This is a genomic window from Micromonospora sp. U21, assembly GCF_018070045.1.
Lineage (GTDB): Bacteria > Actinomycetota > Actinomycetes > Mycobacteriales > Micromonosporaceae > Micromonospora.
Genome location: NZ_JAGPYK010000003.1, coordinates 207549 through 227277 on the forward strand (window position 1 = coordinate 207549; position 19729 = coordinate 227277).

Below are 19729 nucleotides of genomic sequence, written 5' to 3' on the forward strand. Positions count from 1 at the left end.
CCAACGGCAGACCCGCGTCCCGCACCCGTCGGGCCGCCCGGCACACGGAGGGGAGCCAGGGTGCGGATCAGAGCGGGATTGTGCGTCGCGGCGATGCTCGCGGCGGGGCTGGTGGTCGCCACACCGGCCGCCGCCGCACCGGTGGACGGCGCCACCGTGGTGCCGATCCAGGTCACCGGTGACCCGGCGAAACGGTTCAACCTGGTGCTGCTCGGCGACGGCTACACCGAAGCCGACCTGCCGACCTTCCGGTCACACGTCGACCGGCACCTCAACACGCTGTGGACGATCGAGCCGTTCAAGTCCTACCGCAGCTACTTCAACGTCTATGCCGTCGAGATCGTCTCCACCGAGTCGGGCGTGGACTGCGACCCGAGCCTGTCCGCGCCGCAGCGGGAAACCGCGCTGGGCATGGGCTTCTGGGGTGGCTGCGACCCGGCCAGCGTGCAGCGGCTGTTGACGGTCGACGGCGCGGCGGCGAACACGTACGCCGACCTGGCCGTCGGGACCAACCCGGGCAACCGGCAGCTGATCGCCCTGGCCAACAGCGGCACCTACGGCGGCGCGGGCGGCCGCAACGCCACCGCCTCCGGGGGCAACGCTCTCTCCGCGCTGATCAGCCCGCACGAACTGGGCCACTCGCTCGGTGGGCTCCAGGACGAGTACGACTACTACGGCCGTGGGGTGCCCGGCGACACGTACACCGGGCCGGAGCCCGACTCGGTGCACCACACGGTGCTGACCGAGCAGCAGATGCGTGACACCCGGGCCAAGTGGTGGCGCTGGCTGGGCGAGCCGAGCGAGTCCGGCGGCGAGATCGGCCGCTACGAGGGTGGGCTGTACCTCCAGCGCGGGGTGTGGCGGCCGAGCCGGCACTCGATGATGAAGTCGTTGGGCTTCTACTTCGACCAGGTCGGCCGGGAGCAGATGACCGAGCGGATCGCCGGCCGGGTCGGCATCGTGCAGGGCGGCACGGCCACCGACCAGCCGGTCGGCGCCGACCGGGTGCTCTGGGTGGACACCCTGCACCCGGTGAGCCACGCGCTGGCCGTCACCTGGTCGGTCGACGGCAGGGCGGTGCCGCGTACCGGCAACGCCCGCCACCTGGACCTGCGGGCGCTGCGACTCGCGCCCGGCCGGCACACGGTCACCGCCACGGTGACCGACCCGACCGCGTTCGTCCGCGACCCGGCGGTGCGCAACTCGCCCGCGCTGACCCAGACCCGCGCCTGGACCGTGGACACCGGGGTGCGCACCGCGCCGGTGGCGGAGCCGCTGGCGATCACCGGGTCCACCGCGACCGACCGGCCGGTCGGCGCGCGCGACGTGGTGTACGTGCGGACCAGCCAGCCCACCGACCGGGTGCCCGGCGTGCGCTGGTCGCTCGACGGCCGGCCGGTGGCCGACGTCGGCAACGACCGGGACCTCGATCTGGGCACCCTGCGCCTGTCGCGGGGTACCCACCGGCTGACCGCCCGGGTCAGCGACCGCGTGACCGCAGAGACGGTGACCCGCACCTGGACGGTCGACGCCACCCGGCCCGACGTCGGGTACGCCCTCTCCGAGCCGCTGCTGACCACGGCCCGGCCCGGCCGGCCCACCGAGTACGTGTACAACGGGCCGTTCACCATGGGGCTGACCGGCACCGACGACGGCGCCGGGCAGGTCACCTCGGAGTTCCGGCTCGACGGCGACGGCTGGCACAACTACTACGGCTGGCCCACCGACGCCCGGTCGCCCTTCCTGTTCACCGCCACCGGCACCGACGTGGACGGCCTGGTCTACGGCAACCTCGGCCCGGGCGGCCTGTCGGTGTCCCCGTTCGCCGAGCGGTCCCCCGGCTACGGCCGGCACACCATCGAGTACCGGGGCATCGACGCGGTCGGCAACATCGGCGCGGCCCGTGCGTTCGTCGCCACGCTGATCCCGGCGCCACCGGCCTGCACCAGCGTGGTCTCCGGCCGGCACGCCGGCCCGCTGGTGGTCAGCGCCGGTGTCACCTGCCTGCGCACGGCGACGGTGTCCGGCGGGGTGATCGTCCGGCCCGGCGCCGGCCTGGTCGCGGAGCGGTCCTCGATCGCCGGGAGTGTGGTGTCGACCGGCGCCACCGCCGTCGAGCTGCTGAACTCCGAAATACGCGGCGCGGTGACGCTGACCGGCACCACCGGCCACGTCACCGCGGTGGGGGCGCGGGTGGCGGGTCCGCTGGTGCTGGCCGGTACCGCGGGCGCGGCCGCACCCATCCTCGCCGGCGGCCAGGTGGGCTCGCTGGTCTGCACGGGCGGCGGTCCGGCCCCGGTCGACCTGGGCGCACCCACCACGGTGCGGGGTGCGGCGGCGGGGCACTGCCGCCGCGGTCGCGAGCAGGGCACTGCCGGGTAGCCAGCAGAGCGATGAGGCGTGAATCGGACGGTGACGGGTAGGCAGCGGCCGGCGGCATGTCGACACCCGCCGGGTAGGAGGCCGCGATGGGCACGTACCGGGACGAGCAGAGTGATCCGATTCCCCCGCCGGAGGCGGACGCCCTCGAACAGCGGCAGGACGCGGTCGACCCGGGACCCCCGGACCGGATGTCGGGTGACGTGGACCCGGAGGCGTCCGAGGCTGACCTGGCCGAGCAGGGAGCCCTACCGGCCGGCTCGCTCGAGGAGGCGACGTCGCTGCCGGCCGACGCGAACGCGGCGGACGCCCTCGAACAGCGCCAGGAGATCCCCACCCGCGACGAGGACCGGCGGACGTGACCGGGTCGGTCGCGGCCGGCTGAGCCCCGCCCGGCGGCGGCTCAGCCGGGTCGCCGCAGCCTGCGGTTCCACCAGCCCGGCCGCTGGCGGGCGATCTCGCGCAGCCGCCAGTGCTCCGCGTGCTGCGTGACGATGAACAGCGGCACCAGGCCGAGCGCCAGCAGCGGTAGGTAGCGCGGTGCCGAACGGTTCTCCCGCAGCAGCGCGCCCAGGGCCGCCGCGCCCGACACGTACAGGATCGGGTTGTAGAACCGCATCAGCTCCGGCCCCAGCCCTTCGCACTCGCGCAGCCACGGCAGGCCCAACCGGGTGCGCCCGCGCGGCCAGCCACGCAGGTGGGCGATCACCGCAGCCAACCCGACGCCGTTGCAGACCGCGAAGACCCGATCGCTGGACGCCGGGCGGGTGCCGGCCGCCCGCCACAGCGTCCCGGCGCCCAGGGTCCACAGCCCGGCGGCGGGCACCGGGCCCAGAACGGAGGCCGTCGGCATGCCCACGCCGGCGCCCAACTCGAAGAAGACGTGCGCCGCCAGCCCCGCCGTGGCGAGCCTGGTCAGCGGCCGTCGGACCGCCGGATCCGGTCGCACCCGGCTTCCGCCCGTCCACCCGATCCGGTACGAGCCCACGGCAGGACCTCTTCCCAGTACGGCATCTCCGCCCGTCGCCGGTCACGCCCCCGGACCAGCCCGATCGCGGTACCCGATCCGACCCGGCGTACACGCGGGCGCGGGCGATCTGCAACGGCGTCGCCGTCGACACCGCGAGTTCTCTGGTGACCGGGCAGCCCGGGGACCCCACCCTTTCGGGGGGACTCGGCGGCCCGCCCTTGACAGCGGTGGGGCTCCCGATGAAGCTGTCTATTAGTCCTACTGTCGTAGGACAACAGGAAGGATCATCTCGAGTGATCGAGTTCGTGCTGGACAGCCGGTCGAAGGTGAACACCTACATGCAGCTCGTGCAGCAGGTGAAACAGGCGCTGCGGGTCGGCCTGCTGGTGCCCGGCGACCAGCTGCCGAAGGTCCGGGAGGTCGCCCAGTCGCTGGCGATCAACCCGAACACAGTGCTGAAGGCGTACCGGGAGTTGGAGATCGAGGGTCTGGTCGGTGGCCGGCCGGGGGTGGGCACGTTCGTCCAACGCACCCTGGCCGGCGCGTCCCTGCCCAATCAGGCCGAGCTGCGCGAAGACCTGGTCGCGTGGCTGCACCGGGCGCACGCCGCCGGCCTCACGGCCGACGATGTCGTCGCCCTGGTGGAGACCACGCTGCGAGCCACCCTCGCCGACGACACCCCTCAGAAGGAACTCGCGTGAGCGGAACGAGAGGACAGAGGATGGACATGGTCTTGGAGGCCGACCGGCTGGGCAAGCGGTACGGCAGCACCTGGGCGTTGCGGGACTGCTCGCTGCACCTGCCGGCCGGCCGGATCGCCGCGCTGGTCGGGCCGAACGGCGCGGGCAAGAGCACCCTGCTGCACCTGGCCGTCGGGCTGCTCAAGCCCGACGCGGGCGCGGTACGGGTGTTCGGCAGATCGCCGTACGGCGACACGGAGGGGCTGGCCGACATCGGGTTCGTCGCACAGGACACCCCGCTGTACCGGGACTTCACCGCCGCCGAGCTGGTCGTCGCCGGCGGCAAGCTGAACCGGCGGTGGGACGCGACGCTGGCCCGTACCCGGCTGGCCCAGCTCGGCATACCGCCGGACCGGCCGGTCGGCAAACTCTCCGGCGGCCAACGGGCCCAGGTGGCGCTCGCCCTGGCGCTGGCCAAACAGCCCCGGCTGCTGCTGCTCGACGAGCCGGTCGCCAGCCTCGACCCGCTGGCCCGACGGGAGTTTCTCCAGTCGCTGATGGGCAGCGTGGCCGACTCCGGGACCACCGTCCTGCTCTCCTCGCACCTGCTGGCCGACCTGGAGCGGGTCTGCGACTACCTGATCGTGCTCAACGCCGCCCAGGTGCAGCTCACCGGCACGGTCGACGACCTGGTGGCCGGGCACCGGCAGCTCATCGGCCCGCGGCACGACGGCGGCCCGATCGGGGGCGTCGCCGCCGTCGTCCGGGCCAGCCACACCGACCGGCAGTCCACGCTGCTGGTCAAGACCGATGGTCCGATCACCGATCCCGCCTGGACGGTGCGTGAGGTCGGCTTGGAGGACGTCGTCCTTGCCTACCTGGCCGAGGGCAACGCACAGACCAGTCACACCGAGTGGGGGGTCCCGGCATGATCTGGCTGACCTGGCGGCAACACCGCAAGCAGGCGTTCTTCACCCTCCTGGCGTTCGCGGCGCTGGCCGCCCTGATGGTGCCGATCGGCCTGTCGATGCGCAGCACCTTCGCCGACCTCGGGCTGGCGGAGTGCGTACGCCAACTGAACGAACCGAACGTGGCCGCGGCGGTCCGGGAGGGCTGCGACGCGGGCTTCCACCGCTTCAGCAACCGCTACAGCAGCCTCAATCTGCTCGCCGTGCTGTTGATCACCCTGCCGGTGCTGGTCGGCCTGTTCTGGGGCGCCCCACTGGTCGCCCGCGAGGTGGAGCACGGCACCCACCGCTTCGCCTGGACCCAGGGCGTCGGCCGGACCCGCTGGGCGTTGGTGAAGTTCGGGCTGGTCGGCGCCGGCGCGGTGGTCCTCGCGGTCGGCTACGGACTGGGTATCTCGTGGTGGGTCGACCCGCTGACCCAGACCGCCCAGGAGGGCCGGCTCGGCCTGATCGTCTTCGACCTGCAGGGCGTCGTCCCGATCGGGTACACCCTCTTCGCGGTGGCCCTGGGCATCTTCGCCGGCACGGTGTGGAAGCGGATGCTGCCCGCCATGGGCATCACCCTCGCCGGGTTCATCGGCGTACGGGCGGCGGTGGAGATCCTGGCCCGCCCGCACTACCAGCCCGCCCGCACCCAGACCTTCCCGATCGAGGGGGACGGACCTCCGGAGATCAGCCGGGGGAACTGGATTCTCACCCAGGGCGTCCGCAACCCCGACGGGACGATGATCGCGGAGGACACCCGGATCCAGTGCCCGCCGGGTGGCAAGGGACCCAACGGTGAGGCGTGCGGCGCCGAGCTGGGCATCGAGCCGGGCGCGTACAACTGGCAGCTCTACCAGCCGGCGGACCGGTTCTGGCTGTTCCAGGGCATCGAGACCGGCGTCTTCGTCGCCCTGGCCCTGCTCCTGCTCTACGTCGCCATCCGTCGGGTCCGGAGGATCGCGTAGTCCGCGACGGGTGATCGCCGGGGCCACGGGGCCTGGCGATCACCCGTCAGCGCAGGCCATCGGCGGTCAGTTTCAGCCAGGACGCGAGGTCGTGCAGCTCGTCGTGCACGGCCCGGGTCAGCTCCGGCGTGAACGGCACGTTCTCATAAATGGCGTGCAGCGTGAGAATGCCGCACCGGCGGTCCGCCGTGGCGTCGACCTTCCCAACCAGCCGGTCGCCGGGCGGACCGGCGAAGTCGGATTCCGGCCCGTCGCCAACGCGACTGAAAGTGCCCGCCAGATCACAACGGGTGCTCCGATGTGGACCTCAGGGCCCGCGTCGGTCGGGCTGCAGGGATGGGAGCGTACGCGTGAAGTCCAAAATTTTCCGTCGGGTCGCCGCGTCGACCGTGGCGCTCGCCTGCGCCGCAGTGGGCGCGGTGGCGCTACCGGCCGCGCCGGCGTCCGCGAGCCCGATCCGGAACGCGACCGCCTGGTCGGTGCTGCTGTGCAAGTTCAGCGACAAGCCGGCCGAGCCGAGAGCACCGTCGCACTTCGCCAATTTCCTCACCGCGGCCGGAGTGGGCACGGGCGGGGTGGCGGACTACCTGGCCGACCAGTCCGGCGGGCGGGTCTCGCTGGCCGGTTCGGTGGTCCGGGGCTGGTACCCGATGTCGTACACGCTGGCGCAGTTCCAGTCGATCGACCGGTGGACCCGGATCCAGCGCTGCGTGGACACCGCGGCGGCCGCCGGCTACGGGGTGCCCGCCGGCAACCGGATCGCGGTCATGCTCAACGACTGGGTGGATTCCGGCGCGGCCGGCGGTCGGGTGCTGCTCGACCCGGGCGCCTGGAACGTCGGGTTCGCCGCGCACGAGATGCTGCACGGCTACAACCTGGGCCACTCGTTCTCCAACGACACCACGTACCAGAACGCGCCGTGGTCTCAGCCGGGCGAGTACGACGACCCGTGGGACGAGATGAGCGCCATGCACATCTACGCCTTCGGCACCGCGAACTACGGCACCAGCGCGGTCGGGCTCAACGGGCCCCACCGTGACGAGCTGGGCTGGCTGCCGAAGAACCGGGTGTTCACCATGGCCGCCGACGGGGTGGGCTCGCGCGCCCTCACCCTGGCGCCGCTGGAGGTGCCCGCGGCGAGCGGCCCGCAGCTGGTCCGGATCCCGTTCGACCCGGCCGACCTGTTCCACTACTACACCGTCGAGTTCCGCCGGAAGACCGGCTGGAGCGCCGGCATCCCGGGTGACACGGTGCTGCTGCACGAGGTCCGCAACGGCACCCCCACCCTGCTGCGCACCGGGCCCGGCGGCGGGCCGGCCCAGTCGCTCAACGCAAACGGCGTGCAGATCGGCGTGAACTGGGTCTCCGGCAACGCCGTGTCGGTGACCGTGACCACGGACGTGGTCAACCGCTGCCTGCAGGGGTACGTCTGGCGGGAGGCGCGCCCCGGTGACCTGGTCTGCGTCACCGGCGCCACCCGCAGCCAGGTGTGGGCGGACAACGCCGCCGCGCCGAGCCGATGGGTGAACGGCCCGTACGGCCCGCACACCTGCGTCAGCGGCTACGTGTGGCGCGAGGCGTACGCCGGGGACGACGTCTGCGTCACCGGCGCCCAGCGCAGCCAGGCCGCCGCGGACAACGCCGCCGCCGCGTCCCGACGCAACCCTGCCCGGCTGGTGTCCGGCCCGAACACCTGCGTCAGCGGGTACGTCTGGCGCAACGCCGACCAGTCCGACTACGTCTGCGTGACCGGCACGACCCGTTCCCAGGTGCTCGCGGACAACGCGGTCGCCGCGAGCCGCTGGGTCAGCGGCCCGTACGGCCCGCACACCTGCGTCGCCGGCTACGTGTGGCGCGAGGCGTTCCTCGGCGACGACGTCTGCGTCACCGGCGCGCAGCGCAGCCAGGCCGCGGCCGACAACGCCGCGGGCCCTGGCCGGGTACTGCGTCCCGGAGGCTGACCGCTGGCGTCCCGGTCGGGCGGGCACGCCTCGCCCGATCGGGCGCCTGGCACGAACACCGAGCAGATCACCGACGGCCGGTGGGCCGGTCCGGCGGCAGGTCGAGCAGGGCGTCAGCCGGGTCCGTGCGGGGCGGTCCCGCCGGCCACCAGGCACCGCCGCGGCGCCGGAACGGATACCAGTGCCCGTCCCGGCCGTAGCGCACCTGGACGTCCCGGCCGACGGTCCACCGGTTGCGCCAGGTCCTGACGCCGTCGTCGCCCACCTGGCGCAGCGTCTCGGTGACCCGGGCGGTCACCTCGGGTGGCGGGGTGAACACCGCGTCCAGGACGTCGACGCCGGCCGTGCCGCCGTACTCCCAGGCTCGGATGGCCCGGGGCAGGTCCGCCGCCCGGCCGGTGGCCTCGGCGAGCCGTTCGACCGCCGGCGAACGCGGCGCGCGGGCCGCCAGCCGGGCGGCGTCCGGCCAGGCGTCGGGGTCCGGCGCGAGCAGCTCCTCCCGAGTGGCGGCGAGCAGGTGCCGCGCCCGGGACGCGGCGTCGGCGGCGAGCAGCCCGAGCGCCTCGGCGTCGACGCCGGGCGCGGAGTGCCCGGCGAGAAGTGGGGTGAGCGCCAGCGGTTCGCCCGGCACCGGCACGGGTGGGCCCGGCAGCGGCGCCGGGGTGGCGGCGTACGCCTCGTCCGCTCCGGTGCCGGCCGGGGCGACGTCGTCCGACACCGCGAAGCGCCGCCGGGCGTTGCGCCGACGCAGCTCCTCCACCAGCTCGGCCTCGGCCCGCCCGCGCATCAGCAGCAGCACGAACGGGTCGCGGTCGAGAAGCCAGGACGTCTGGTAGGCCAGCGCGGCGGCGTGCCGGCAGGGCTGGTCCCAGGAGGGGCAGTCGCACTCGGGCTCGAGGTCACCGAAGCCGGGCAGCAGGCGTACTCCGGCGTCCTCGGCGGTGTCGACCAGCTCGGGCGGCATCTCCCGGTCGAGCAGCGCGGCGATGTGCCCGGCCTTCGCGGCGAGCGCGTCGAGCAGCCGGTCCCACTGGCGGTCGGAGAGCGGGGCCACGCGAACCACCGTGTCGTGCGGAGTCTCCGGGTCGCCGTCGTGGACCGGTGCGGAGATCCGGCCCGGACTGACGGTGATCGGGCCGACCTGGCCGGCCAACGCGTACCGGCGGCCCCGGCTCAGCTGCCCGCGGTCGAGCGCGGCCCGCTCCATCGCCTCGATCCAGGCGGTGCCCCACCAGGTGGCGGCGAACGTCCGGCCGATCCGCCGGTCCGGCCCGAAGGCCGGGAAGCTGCGGGCCCGGCCGTCGTCCCGCGCCGGTTCGGCGTCGTCGTCCCACTGGTCGTCGAATTCGGCGTTGTCAGCCACGTCCGGGTCCCTCATTCGTCGCCGCCGAGCCGGACGAGACGGAGCAGCTCGGCGTCGGACAGCTCGGTCAGGGCGGTCTCGCCGCCGGTGAGCACGGCGTCGGCGAGCGCCCTCTTGGACTCCAGCAGGGCGGCGATGCGCTCCTCCAGCGTGCCCTGCGCGATCAGCCGGTGCACCTGTACCGGCCTGGTCTGCCCGATCCGGTGGGCCCGGTCGGTGGCCTGCTCCTCCACCGCCGGGTTCCACCATCGGTCGTAGTGGACGACGTGGTCGGCTCGGGTGAGGGTCAGGCCGGTGCCGGCCGCCTTGAGGGACAGCAGGAAGACCGGCACCTCACCGGCCTGGAACCGGCGGACCAGTTCCTCGCGCTGCGGCACGGGCGTGCCGCCGTGCAGCAACTGCGCCGGTACGCCTCGCTCGGCCAGGTGCCGGGCCAACAGTCGGGCCATCCGCACGTACTGGGTGAAGACCAGCGCGGCGCCGCCCTCGGCGAGGATGGTGTCCAGCAGGTCGTCGAGGAGGTGCAGCTTCTCCGACCGGCCGCGCAGTGGGCCGCGCGGCTCCTTCAGGTAGTGCGCCGGGTGGTTGCAGACCTGCTTCAGCTCGACCAGCAGTTTGAGCACCAGGCCGCGGCGGGCGATGCCGGCGCCGCTGGCCCGGATCTCGGCCAGCACCTCACCGACCACCTTCTCGTAGAGGGCGGTCTGCTCGGCGGTCAGCGGGACCAGGTGATCGGTGACCGTCTTCGGCGGCAGCTCGGGGGCGATGCCCGGGTCCGACTTGCGGCGGCGCAGCAGGAACGGACGGACCAGGCGGGACAGCCGCGCCGCGCTCGCGGAGTCCCGGTCCACCTCGATCGGCCGGGCCCAGGTCGCACGGAACTGCCCCGCCGCGCCCAGCAGGCCGGGCGTGGTCCAGTCCAGGATCGCCCACAGATCGGTGAGGTTGTTCTCCACCGGGGTGCCGGTGAGCGCGACCCGGGCACGCGCCGGAATCATCCGCAGCGCCTTCGCGGTGCCGCTGAGCCGATTCTTGACGTACTGGGCCTCGTCGGCGACCACCAGCGCCCAACCATGGCCGGCCAGGGTGTCGGCGTCGAGTCGCATGGTGCCGTAACTGGTCAGCACGATCCCGTCGGTCAGCTCGGCCAGCGACCGGGCGGTGCCGTGGAAGCGGCGCACGGGCGTGCCGGGGGCGAATCTGCGGATCTCCCGTTCCCAGGTGCCGAGCACCGAGGCGGGACAGACCACCAGGGTCGCTCCGGCGGTCGTCGGGTCGAGCTGCCGGCGCAGGTGCAGGGCGACGACAGTGACGGTCTTGCCGAGGCCCATGTCGTCGGCGAGGCAGCCACCGAACCCGAGTGAGGCCATCCGCTCGAGCCAGCGCAACCCGCGCAGCTGGTACTCGCGCAGGCGACCGGCCAGCCCTGCCGGCGGCGTCAGCGGCTCCGGCCCGCCGTCCGGTTCGCCGAGCAGGTCGCACAGCGCACCCAACCAGCCCTCGGCCACCACCTCGACCCGCTCGCCGGCCACCTCGGTGCTGGCGGCCAGGGTCGCGGCCAGGGCGTCGTACGCCGGGCGCGGTGGAAGCCGCGGCTCGGCGGCCTTGTGGGCCAGTGCCGGTGGGACCAGGACCCACCCGTCCCGGAGGGGGACGATCGGCCGGGCAGCGGCGACCAGGTTCGTCTGCTCGTCGGTCAGCGGGACCCCGGCGAGGGTCAGCTGCCATCTCAGCGGCACCGGCGCGGCGGAGCGGAAGAACGCCGCCGGGTCGGCGGGCTGCTCCGGTGGGGAGCTGACCAGCACCCGGGCGGCGAGCGCACGGGAGAGCCGCGGTGGCCACTCGATGTCGATGCCGGCGGCGGCGAGTCGGGCCTCGGCGTCGCCGAGCAGGTCGACCAGGTCCTCGTCGAGCAGCTCCAGCTCTACCGGCGCGGCCTCGTCGAGGAGTCGTTCCAGCGGCTGCCACAGTGCGGCGGCGCGCCGCACGGCGAGCATCGCATCGACGGTGGCCCGGTCGCCGAGGCCGTGCTCGTCTCCCGCCCAGAGGGTGGCGGCGTCGCTGACCAGAGTGGGGTCGGCGAGGCTGCGCAGCCGGACGACGGCGGTGGGCACCGTGGTGTCGAGATCCCCCCGGATCTCCACCCGCAGTGCCATCCGCAGGCCGGTGTCCACCCCGGCGGAGACCTGCCCGGCCCAGCCGCGCAGCTCCTCGGCCCGCTGGGGCTCCGCGGCCGTGAACCGGGGGTCGCCGGTGAGCCAGGGCGCGGCCGGGGTGCGCGGCAGCGTGTCGGCCACCGCGTCGAGGAACGCGCGGATCAGCTCCTCCGGGTCGGGGAGGACCAGCCGACGCGCGGTGGGGTCCAGCGGCACCGCGCGTGCCGCCGCTGGCATGGCGGCGGCCAGTGCGCGGATCCGTCGCACGTCGGCGACGTCGAACGGGCCGGCCCGCCAGGCGTCGTACCCCTGCGGGGACACTCCGGGCAGGATCCGCCCCCGGGCGGCGAGGTGCAGTGCGGTGACCGCGACGGCCGACCAGAACGCGGCGGTCGGGTCGAGCTCGTCGGTGTCGCGCAGCGCGACGAGCCGGCGAACCGCGTCACCCACTCCGATGGTGCGGACCGGCACGGTCTCGGCGGCCGTCCGGCCGTTCCGCGGCAGGGCCAGCCGTAGTTCACCGTGCTGCCCGAGGCCGGCGAACTGCTCGGTCAGCGCCTCGCCGGCCGGGTGATGAACGTGGATCGTGCCGGTCCGGGGTGGGTCGCCCGGCGTGAAGACGACCGCGAACCGCACTGTGCCTCCTGACCGGTCGGGGCGGTGCTGCCCCGACACCCCTAGCGTACGACGTACGACACGATTCGGTTCAACGGGCCGGGCGACCGACAGTGGCCGGGAGATCCTTGGCTGATGGTGCTGGCCGACGGCCGGCTCCGGCTACACGAGACCTGGTCGTGGGAGCCCCGGCCGGGCAGCGGCACCAGCGTCGTGGAGGAGTTGCCGCCGCACTGACCGGCTCACCGCCCGCGGGCGAGGCTAGGCCGGGTCGTCGGTACCCAACTGGCCCGCGACGCCGACGTTCAGCGGGTCGGCCAGCAACTTGTCGAAGGCCAGTTCGGCGGCACCGATCAGGACGGCATCGCGGCCGAGTGCCGCCGCCTCCAGCCGTAGATGTTCACGGGAGCCCGGCAGCGGCATGGCCGCCAACCGGCGACGGACCGTGTCCGCCCCGGCGGTGAAGATGTCGCGCAGCGAGCCGCCGAACACCACGGCGTCCGGGTTGACCACGTTGACCAGGTTGGCGACGCCGAAGCCGAGCCAGTCGGCGACCTGCTCGACCGCCTCCCGGGCGGTCCGGTCGCCGTCCGCCGCCGCGCGCAGCACCTCGGCCACCGCTCCACGGTCGCCAGGGTCCCGGCCGGCGTGCCGCAACAGCGCGGCCTCGCCGATCTCGGTCTCCCAGCAGCCGCGGGAGCCGCAGCCGCAGGGCAATCCGTTCGGGTTGACCACCATGTGACCAACCTTGCCGCTGTGGCCCCGGTGCCCGATCACCAGCCGGCCGCCGACGATGATGCCGGCGCTGATGCCGAGGTCACCGTGCAGGTAGATGAGATCGTCGATGCCGGCCGCCACGCCGCGGATGTGCTCAGCCAGGCCGGCGATGTCGGCCAGGTCGCCGGCCACGAAACCCGGGCCGGCGTTGAATTCGGCCTCGAGCGCGACGCCCAGGCTCTCGTCGACGCCGGCGATCCGGATGCTGCCGTCCGCCTCACAGGTGGTGTCGGTGACCGCGACCGCGCCGCCCACCAGCAGCGCGTCGGCGGCCACGGAGCGCTCCATGTCGCGGACGAGGTCGGCCAGCGGCCGAACGGCGTCGACCGCCGTCATGCCACCGGGGCGGGCGACCTCGCGCAGGTCCAGGATGCGCCCACCGAGGCCGACCCGGGCGGCGCGCAGTCGGTCCGCGTCGATGCTCAGCGCATGCGCGTAGACGCGGTCGGAGCGGGGGCTGACCACCAGCGACGGGCGGCCGGCACGGCGGGCGGTGGTCGGCGCCACTTCGGTGACCAGGCCACTGGCGACCAGGTCGGCCGCGAGAGCGCCGATGGTGCTGCGGTTGAGGCCGAGCCGGCTGGTCAGCTCGGCCCGGGACGTCGGCCCGTGCAGGTGGACGTAGCGCAGGACGGCGCCGAGGTTCTGCCGCCGGATCTCCTCCTGGCTGGCGCCGGGAACGGAGGGCAGCGGGGATTCGGGGTTACGGCCGACGCCGGCTGGCCTGGCCCGGACTGGTGACGCCACGGTCAGACCTCCTTCCGGATCGGTACCGGCTGGTGCGGGGGTGCCAGGACGACGATGGGTCCCGGAAGAGGAGCTCCGGGACCCATCGGCCTTGCTGCCTACCGTGTGGTGCTTACTTGGTGAGCGGCGCGAGCTTCGGGTCGTTGGCGTACGCCTCAGCCGCGTTCGCCTTGGTGACGGCGACCGGCGGGAGCAGGTACGTGTCGACGACCTTGCTGCCGTTGTTGTAGGACTTGGTGTCGTTCACCTGCGGGGTGTTACCGGCCTGGAGGGCCTTGACCATGTTGATGGTCTCCTTGACCAGGTTCCGCGTGTCCTTGTTGATCGTCATGTACTGCTCGCCAGCGACGATCGACTTGACCGACTCGACCTCGGAGTCCTGACCGGTGACAACCGGGACCTTCTTGCCAGCACCCTTGATCGAGGTGATGATCGCACGGGCCAGGGTGTCGTTCGGGGAGAGGACGCCGTCCAGCTCCTTGTTGCCGTAGGTCGAGGTCAGCAGCTGGTCCATACGGGCCTGCGCACCCTCGGCCTTCCAGCCCTGGATGGCGGTCTGCTTGACGTCAATCTGCTTCGAGGCGACGACCACGTTGCCCTTGTCGATCTCCGGCTTGAGCACGCTCATCGCGCCGTTGAAGAAGACACCGGCGTTGTTGTCGTCCGGCGAGCCGGAGAACAGCTCGATGTTGTACGGGCCGTTCGGCTTCTTGGCCTTCATGCCCTCGAGCAGGGCCTGGCCCTGGAGCTCGCCGACCTTGAAGTTGTCGAACGCGACGTAGTAGTCGAGGTCCGGCGTGTTGGTGATGAGCCGGTCGTACGCGATGACCTTCACACCGGCGGTGTGGGCCGCGGCGACCTGGGTCGACAGCTGCGCGGCGTCGGTCGCGCCGATGACGATGACCTTGGCACCCTTGGTGACCATGGCGGTGATCTGGGCCTGCTGGTCGGCCACCGTGGTCGACGCGCCGGCGTACTGCACGTCACCCTGGAAGCCGGCCTCCTTGAGGCCGTTGGTGAACAGGTCACCGGCGAGGACCCAGTTCTCCGAGGTCTTGGCCGGGAGGGCCACGCCGATCAGCGAGTTCGCCGGGAAGCCCTTGGCTGCCTCGCCGCCGGAGCCGCTGTCGCCGTCACGGCCGGAGCCGCAGCCGGCGAGAGCCAGCATGGCGGCGGCGCTGATGGCGACCACCGACGTGCCGAAGAATTTACGCATGGGAGGACTTGCCTTTCTGATAATTGAGACGGGTGGAGAGGTCGGTGGCCGTCAGCCGGACACCGCAGCCTTGGCGGGCTCGCGCTCCGCGTCCGGCGGTGAGGCGGGTGGGGCGGCGTCCTCGCGACGGAACGGTCGCATCAGACTTCCGATGATGGAGAAGCGCCCCTGGCTCTTGTTGTAGACGTCGATCGCGACGGCCAGCAGCAGGACCAGGCCCTTGATGATCTGGACGCGGTCGGTGCCGACGCCCATCAGTTGCAGGCCGTTGTTGAGCACGGCCATGACGAGACCACCAACGATGGATCCGCTGATGGTTCCGATACCGCCGGAGACGGCCGCGCCACCGATGAAGACCGCGGCGATCGCGTCCAGTTCCCAGCCGTTACCGTCCTGCGGTCCGGAGGCCGCCGAGCGGGCCACGAAGATCATGCCGGCCAGGGCGGCCAGGACGGACATGTTCATCATGACGAAGAAGTTGACCCGCTTGAGCTTCACACCGGACAGCTCCGCGGCCCGGGAGTTGCCGCCCACCGCGTAGATGTGCCGGCCGCCGGCCGTGTTGCGGGTGTAGAAGGAATAGGCGATGACCAGCGCCACCAGGATGATGCCGGAGATCGGGAAACTGGTGCCGACGCGACCGCTGGCGAAGCGCAGCGAGGCGAAGGCGATCACGCCGACCATGACGGCCATCCGCAGGATCGAGATCCACATCGGCGCGGGGTCCGCGTCCATCGCCCGGCGGGTCTGGCGCAGCCGCAGCTCCCGCCACACCAGGGCCACCGCCGCAGCCAGGCCGAGCAGCAGCGTGGCGTTGTTGTAGCCGGTGTTCGGCCCAAACTCGGGCAGGAACCCCGAGCCGATCTCCCGGAAGCCCTCGGGCACCGGGATGGTGCTCGCGTTACCGATGAACTGGTTGCCGCCGCGGAAGAGCAGCATGCCGGCCAGGGTGACGATGAACGCCGGTACCCCGATGTAGGCCACCCAGAAGCCCTGCCAGGCGCCGATGATGGCACCGATCGCGAGGCCGAACAGGATGGCGACGGGCCAGGGCAGGTTCCACTCGGCCATCGACTTGGCGACCAGGATGCCGGCGATCGCCGCGACCGAGCCGACCGACAGGTCGATGTGCCCGGCGACGATCACCATCAGCATGCCGATGGCCAGGATGAGGATGTACGAGTTCTGCTGGAAGAGTGCGATCAGGTTGTCCGATCGCAGGGTCAGCCCGTCGGTCAGGACCTGGAACAGCAGGACGATCGCCACCAACGTGAAGATCATGCCGAACTGACGGGCGTTGGAGGTGGTGCCTCCAAACAGGTTCTTCTGAAGGTCCTTCAATCGGCTCATCGTGTCAACATCTTCTTCGTAGAGGTCATCTGCTTCATGAGGGTCTCCGGGTCCGCATCCTTGCGGGCGATCTCGCCCGTGATGGTGCCTTCGAACACGGTGTAGGTGCGGTCGCAGAGCCCGATCAGCTCAGGCAGTTCCGAGGAGATGACGACGACGCCCTTCCCCTGGTCGGCGAGCCGCTGGATGATGCCGTAGATCTCGTACTTGGCACCCACGTCGATGCCGCGCGTCGGCTCGTCGAGGATCAGCAGGTCCGGGTCGGTGAACATCCACTTCGCCAGCACCACCTTCTGCTGGTTGCCGCCGGAGAGCTTCGAGACGCCCTCGTCGACCGTCGGAGCCTTGATCCGCAACTCCTTGCGGTAGGCCTCGGCCGCCTTGTACTCCTCCACCTGGTCGAGGACGCCGTGGTGCGAGATCTTGGACAGTTTGGCGGCCACCGTCGACATCTTGATGTCGTCGAGCAGGTTGAGGCCGATCGCCTTGCGGTCCTCACTGACGTACGCGAGCCCGTTGGCGATCGCGTCCGCCACCGACTTGAGCACGATCTCCTTGCCGTCCTTGATGATCGTGCCCGACTCGAACACGCCGTAGGAGCGACCGAAGACGCTCATCGCCAACTCGGTGCGGCCGGCGCCCATCAGGCCGGCGAAGCCGACGATCTCGCCACGGCGCACCACGAAGCTCTCGTTCTTGCAGACCTGGCGCTCGGCGGAGATCGGGTGCCGGACGTTCCAGTCGCGGACCTCGAAGAACACCTCGCCGATCTTCGGCGTGTGCTCCGGGAACCGGCTGCTCAGCTCGCGGCCGACCATGCCCCGCACGATCCGGTCCTCGTCGACGCCGTCCGCCTTGACGTTCAGCGTCTCCACCGTCCGGCCGTCCCGGAGGATGGTGATCTGGTCCGCGATCGCCTCGATCTCGTTCAGCTTGTGCGAGATCATGATCGACGTGATGCCGCGCGAGCGGAAGCCACGCAAAAGGTCCAGCAGGTGCCGCGAGTCGGCCTCGTTCAGGGCGGCCGTCGGCTCGTCCAGGATGAGCAGCTTCACGTCCTTGGCGAACGCCTTGGCGATCTCCACGAGCTGCTGCTTGCCGACACCGATGTCCTTGATCAGGGTGTCCGGGTCTTCCTGGAGACCGACCCGGGCCATCAGGTCCAGCGCCATCCGGTTCGCGGCGGTCCAGTCGATCACGCCCAGCTTGCGCGGCTCGTTGCCGAGGAAGATGTTCTCGGTGATCGACATGCCGGGGATGAGCGCGAGCTCCTGGTGGATGATCACGATACCGGCGCTCTCGCTGGCGCGGATGTCGGAGAACCGGGCCTCCGCGCCCTGGTAGACGATCTGGCCGTCGTAGGTGCCGTACGGGTAGACCCCGCTGAGGACCTTCATCAGGGTCGACTTGCCCGCACCGTTCTCACCCGCGATGGCATGGATCTCGCCGGCGCGAACCACCAGGTTGACGTCGGAGAGGGCCTTGACTCCGGGAAACTCCTTGGTGATGGAACGCATCTCAAGGAGGATGGGCACGTTGCTCATCGCTCGTACCACCTCGCCAACGTCATCGGTGCCTCCGGAAGGTTTGACCTTCACTTGGTTTTGTTGTTGACGGCAACGTATTGCGGTGCAAGGGTCATCCGCAAGGCGAGGGACTGTTGAAAATGTAACAATCCGGCAATATAGACGTCGCACGGTGTTCGTCCGTCACAGCCGCCCCCGCCGCCCCACCGGCGACCCCGCCGCGGCTCGCCACACCCCGTCGACCCGGTGACCACGCCAAGATCGACCTCGGCCACTGCCCGCAGGGCCGCCAGCAGGCACGACCCGGCACTGGCGGGTCGTGGAGTAGCGCGCCGGGCGCCTGTCGCCATCGAACAGCCTTGATCAGGCAGACCTCCAACGCCCCGCCCGGCGACGATGCGGCGGATCGGAGACGGCGATGTGATCAACGCCTCTGGCCGCGCCGCTCGGGATACACGATCAGGCCCCGACCAGCCGGCAGGCGACAGTTCCGGGGGTAGGCGTGGCGCTGGTCACCGCCCTCGTCGCCGACTACCTCCTGCGGGGCCAGGAGTGGGCCTGGCTGGTGGGGCTGCTGCCCGCGGCCGTGTGCGTGGCGAGCGCGTGGCGGGGTGGCCGCGCCTGACCTCGCTCAGTCCGGCAGCGTGATCGGGTTGATGATGTCGGCCACCAGCGTCAGCAGGGTGAACCCGGCGAAGATCAGGATCACCGCGTACGTCAGCGGCATGAGTTTGAGGTAGTCGACCCGACCCGGGTCCGGCCGCCCCAGCCGGGCGTAGAGCAGCGACCGGGCCCGCTCGAACCAGGCGATCGCGATGTGCCCACCGTCCACCGGCAGCAGCGGCAGCAGGTTGAACACCCCGATGAAGAAGTTCAACGCGGCCAGCAGCAGAAGGAACGTCGGCCACTCGCCCCGATCGGACAGCTCACCGCCGATCCGGCTGGCACCCACCACGCTGATCGGTGTCTCCGGGTCCCGTTCCACGCCGGTCACGGCCGCCCAGAGCGCGGGGATCTTCTCCGGCACCCGTTGCAGCGAGTCCACGGTGTTAAAGAACATCACGCCGGTCTGGTCAGCCGCCCGGCCCACGGCGGCGACCGGGCCGGCGGTGCTGGTCGGGACGATCGGGGTGACCCCGAGTATGCCCACCTGCTCCAGGTCGGCCGGGGTGATGTCCTCGATGGTCCGGGTCGGATCGCGGACCACGTCGAGCCGGACCCGTTCGGCCAGCGGCAGGGTGACCGCCGCCGTCCGGGGCTGCCCGTCCCGGACGAAGGCCACCTCGACCTGCCGGCCACCACTCGCGCGGACCGCCGCCGACATGGTGTCCCAGCCGCGCAGCGGCCGGCCGTCGATCGCGGTGATGACGTCCCCGCGCCGCAGCCCGAGCTGGGCCGCCGCGCTGGGTGGGTCCACCCCCGGGCCGGCACTCCCGCTCGCGCTTCGTGGCCGGGTCGACGCTTCAGCTCGCCTGCACGCACGGCGAGGTGGACCCGACCCGGACCGGCTCGGACTGCAACCTCGCCACATCCTGCACGGGCACGAACGCGAAGAGGCCCCACAGGATCAGCACGCCGAGGGCGAAGTGCGTCATCGAACCGGCGGACATCACGATGGTGCGCTTCCACACCGGATACCGCCACATCGCCCGTGGCTCGTCCTCCGGGTCGACCTCGTCGTCCTGCTGCGTCATGCCGACGATCTTGACGAAGGCGCCGGCCGGAATGGCCTTGATGCCGTACTCCGTCTCCCGCCGCCGGAACGACCACAGCGTCGGGCCGAAGCCGATGAAGAACCGGGTCACCTTCATGCCGAACATCCGGGCCGTGCCCATGTGCCCGGCCTCGTGCAGGGCCAGAGAGATCAGGATGCCGATGGCGAAGAGCACGACACCCAGCACGTACGTCATGACCCGGCGCCCGCTTCCCGTCGCTCCACACTGTCGCACCGGCCCGGTCGTCGATCAGGCCCAGGGACCGGCGCGGATGGCTCTGCGGCCATCCTAGGGACTCGTGGACGTGGATGTGGCCCATCGACGTCACGCGTGCCGGCCTGGCACGGGGCGTCCCG

At 71.8% G+C, this 19729-nt stretch carries 14 protein-coding genes and 1 pseudogene; 7 read left to right on the forward strand and 8 right to left on the reverse strand.

All coding sequences use genetic code 11. The annotated features are described in order from the left end of the window. The first annotated feature begins 60 nt into the window (after positions 1–60). Positions 61–2382, forward strand: coding sequence for a M64 family metallopeptidase (locus KBX63_RS05620; protein ID WP_210908916.1), 2322 nt, complete (start codon positions 61–63; stop codon positions 2380–2382). An 86-nt stretch (positions 2383–2468) separates the two neighbouring features. After that, entirely contained in the window at positions 2469–2741 is a 273-nt protein-coding gene (locus KBX63_RS05625; protein ID WP_210908918.1) for a hypothetical protein, read from the forward strand. Between the two features lie 41 nt (positions 2742–2782). On the opposite strand, the gene KBX63_RS05630 is transcribed toward KBX63_RS05625, so the two are convergent. Continuing rightward, a complete protein-coding gene (locus KBX63_RS05630; protein ID WP_210908921.1) occupies positions 2783–3328 on the reverse strand; it encodes a hypothetical protein in 546 nt (181 codons plus the stop codon). A 314-nt stretch (positions 3329–3642) separates the two neighbouring features. On the opposite strand from KBX63_RS05630, the gene KBX63_RS05635 reads away from it, so the two are divergent. The 4 genes from KBX63_RS05635 (at position 3643) to KBX63_RS05655 (ending at position 7908) form a co-directional block, all read left to right on the forward strand. Next, complete coding sequence (locus KBX63_RS05635; RefSeq protein ID WP_210908923.1) at positions 3643–4050, forward strand: GntR family transcriptional regulator; 408 nt, start codon at positions 3643–3645, stop codon at positions 4048–4050. Between the two features lie 20 nt (positions 4051–4070). Next, positions 4071–4961 carry an ABC transporter ATP-binding protein gene (locus KBX63_RS05640; protein WP_210908925.1) on the forward strand — a complete coding sequence of 297 codons (891 nt, stop codon included), beginning with the start codon at positions 4071–4073 and terminating at the stop codon, positions 4959–4961. After that, positions 4958–5947 (forward strand): ABC transporter permease, encoded by a 990-nt coding sequence (locus tag KBX63_RS05645; protein ID WP_210908927.1) that lies wholly within the window; start codon positions 4958–4960, stop codon positions 5945–5947. Before KBX63_RS05640 ends, KBX63_RS05645 begins: the two co-directional genes overlap by 4 nt. Before the next feature lie 350 nt (positions 5948–6297). After that, a complete protein-coding gene (locus tag KBX63_RS05655; protein WP_210908929.1) occupies positions 6298–7908 on the forward strand; it encodes a hypothetical protein in 1611 nt (536 codons plus the stop codon). A gap of 67 nt (positions 7909–7975) precedes the next feature. Here the strand turns inward: KBX63_RS05655 and KBX63_RS05660 are convergent, their stop codons facing one another. The 6 genes from KBX63_RS05660 to mmsA form a co-directional block, all read right to left on the reverse strand. Next, positions 7976–9271: an SWIM zinc finger family protein gene (locus tag KBX63_RS05660; RefSeq protein WP_307871629.1), complete on the reverse strand. Its 1296-nt coding sequence runs from the start codon at positions 9269–9271 to the stop codon at positions 7976–7978. Between the two features lie 11 nt (positions 9272–9282). After that, positions 9283–12063, reverse strand: a complete 2781-nt coding sequence (locus KBX63_RS05665; protein WP_210908932.1) for a DEAD/DEAH box helicase — start codon at positions 12061–12063, stop codon at positions 9283–9285. Between the two features lie 240 nt (positions 12064–12303). Further along, positions 12304–13566 (reverse strand): ROK family protein, encoded by a 1263-nt coding sequence (locus KBX63_RS05670; protein ID WP_374102187.1) that lies wholly within the window; start codon positions 13564–13566, stop codon positions 12304–12306. Positions 13567–13678: 112 nt separating this feature from the next. Next, positions 13679–14782: a sugar-binding protein gene (locus KBX63_RS05675; RefSeq protein WP_210908934.1), complete on the reverse strand. Its 1104-nt coding sequence runs from the start codon at positions 14780–14782 to the stop codon at positions 13679–13681. A 51-nt stretch (positions 14783–14833) separates the two neighbouring features. Continuing rightward, on the reverse strand, positions 14834–16132 hold the full coding sequence (mmsB, locus tag KBX63_RS05680; RefSeq protein WP_210908936.1) for a multiple monosaccharide ABC transporter permease: 1299 nt from the start codon (positions 16130–16132) through the stop codon (positions 14834–14836). Next, positions 16129–17676 carry a multiple monosaccharide ABC transporter ATP-binding protein gene (gene mmsA / locus KBX63_RS05685; RefSeq protein ID WP_210908938.1) on the reverse strand — a complete coding sequence of 516 codons (1548 nt, stop codon included), beginning with the start codon at positions 17674–17676 and terminating at the stop codon, positions 16129–16131. Before mmsA ends, mmsB begins: the two co-directional genes overlap by 4 nt. A 484-nt stretch (positions 17677–18160) precedes the next feature. On the opposite strand from mmsA, the gene KBX63_RS35940 reads away from it, so the two are divergent. Continuing rightward, positions 18161–18283, forward strand: coding sequence for a hypothetical protein (locus KBX63_RS35940; protein ID WP_256442963.1), 123 nt, complete (start codon positions 18161–18163; stop codon positions 18281–18283). Between the two features lie 6 nt (positions 18284–18289). Here KBX63_RS35940 and KBX63_RS35030 read toward each other — a convergent pair. Continuing rightward, positions 18290–19568 (reverse strand): annotated as a pseudogene (locus tag KBX63_RS35030) (RIP metalloprotease). Between the last annotated feature and the right edge of the window lie 161 nt (positions 19569–19729).

Excerpts from the sequence above, each read along its gene's own strand:
- mmsB (WP_210908936.1), bottom strand. The coding sequence starts at position 16,132 with ATGAGCCGATTGAAGGACCTTCAGAAGAACCTGTTTGGAGGCACCACC.
- KBX63_RS05640 (WP_210908925.1), top strand. The coding sequence starts at position 4,071 with ATGGACATGGTCTTGGAGGCCGACCGGCTGGGCAAGCGGTACGGCAGC.
- KBX63_RS05645 (WP_210908927.1), top strand. The coding sequence starts at position 4,958 with ATGATCTGGCTGACCTGGCGGCAACACCGCAAGCAGGCGTTCTTCACC.
- KBX63_RS05625 (WP_210908918.1), top strand. The coding sequence starts at position 2,469 with ATGGGCACGTACCGGGACGAGCAGAGTGATCCGATTCCCCCGCCGGAG.
- mmsA (WP_210908938.1), bottom strand. The coding sequence starts at position 17,676 with ATGAGCAACGTGCCCATCCTCCTTGAGATGCGTTCCATCACCAAGGAG.
- KBX63_RS05675 (WP_210908934.1), bottom strand. The coding sequence starts at position 14,782 with ATGCGTAAATTCTTCGGCACGTCGGTGGTCGCCATCAGCGCCGCCGCC.